This is a genomic window from Vibrio sp. 1557, from assembly GCF_033340175.1.
In the GTDB taxonomy this organism is placed as follows: Bacteria; Pseudomonadota; Gammaproteobacteria; order Enterobacterales; family Vibrionaceae; genus Vibrio; species Vibrio alginolyticus.
The window spans coordinates 1-1,063 of the sequence record NZ_JAWOVZ010000271.1 but is presented as its reverse complement, the minus strand read 5'-3'; the positions used below and the strand labels follow the sequence as shown (position 1 = coordinate 1,063).

The 1,063-nt window shown below is 46.5% G+C and carries 1 protein-coding gene and 1 pseudogene; one reads left to right on the top strand and one right to left on the bottom strand.

Annotated elements, in window-relative coordinates:
* Positions 1–93 (bottom strand): annotated as a pseudogene (locus R7070_RS26430) (glutathione peroxidase); the annotation flags it as partial.
* A gap of 170 nt (positions 94–263) precedes the next feature.
* On the opposite strand from R7070_RS26430, the gene oxyR reads away from it, so the two are divergent.
* A partial coding sequence (gene oxyR / locus R7070_RS26425; RefSeq protein ID WP_318141546.1) for a DNA-binding transcriptional regulator OxyR occupies positions 264–1,063 on the top strand: 800 nt, incomplete at its 3' end.

The following is a 1,063-nucleotide window of genomic DNA, read 5'->3' as shown; positions in this document are numbered from 1 at the left end:
TAGATCATCCGAGGTAACGTTCACCCAAGTATCACCTTGGCGAGTCGGGAAAGTAACCTGTGGTACGTTTTGACCTTCTTTAGATACAAACATATTGATTCCTTTAAAATATTCGAGTGAAGCGTTTAGAGCGTGACTTGTCGTTTGGCTCTGTTTCGTTTTGTTGAGCCCATTATTGTAAAAATCCTTTGATAGCTCTAATCGTTTAATGCTATGGTTTTGATAGACATTGACTATCATAAAATAGAAGCGAATCGTGTGTTATGAATATTCGGGATTTTGAGTACTTAGTCGCACTGGCGGAGCACAAGCATTTTCGCAAAGCGGCAGAGGCGTGTTTTGTCAGTCAGCCAACGCTTAGTGGTCAAATACGTAAGCTGGAAGATGAACTCGGCACGGCATTGTTAGAAAGAAGCAGCCGCCGAGTGTTGTTCACCGACTCTGGCTTACAGCTGGTGGATCAAGCTAAACGCATTCTGAGTGAGGTGAAAACCTTTAAAGATATGGCCAGCGGACAGAGTGGGGCGATGACCGGTCCAATGCACATCGGTTTTATTCCGACGGTTGGCCCGTACTTATTGCCTAAAATTCTTCCACAGCTGAAAGAAGAGTTCCCTGAGCTTGAGCTGTTCCTGCATGAAGCTCAAACTCATCAGTTGGTTCGCCAGCTAGAGGAAGGGAAGCTGGACTGCTTGGTATTGGCTTCTGTGGCGGAAACTGCCCCATTTAAAGAGATTGAAGTGTACAACGAACCGCTTAGTGTTGCTGTACCATGTGGTCATGAATGGGCACAGCTCGACCAGGTTGATATGTTGGAGCTCAATGGGAAGACTGTGCTGGCTTTAGGTGATGGACATTGCTTACGCGACCAAGCGTTAGGTTTCTGCTTTGCGGCAGGAGCAAAAGATGATGAGCGCTTTAAAGCCACCAGTTTAGAAACTTTGCGTAATATGGTTGCTGCGGGAGCGGGTATTACTTTGTTGCCTCAGCTTTCTATTCCAGCCGAAAAACAACTAGATGGCGTTTGCTACATTCCTGCCGACAACCCTACGCCTTCACGCAG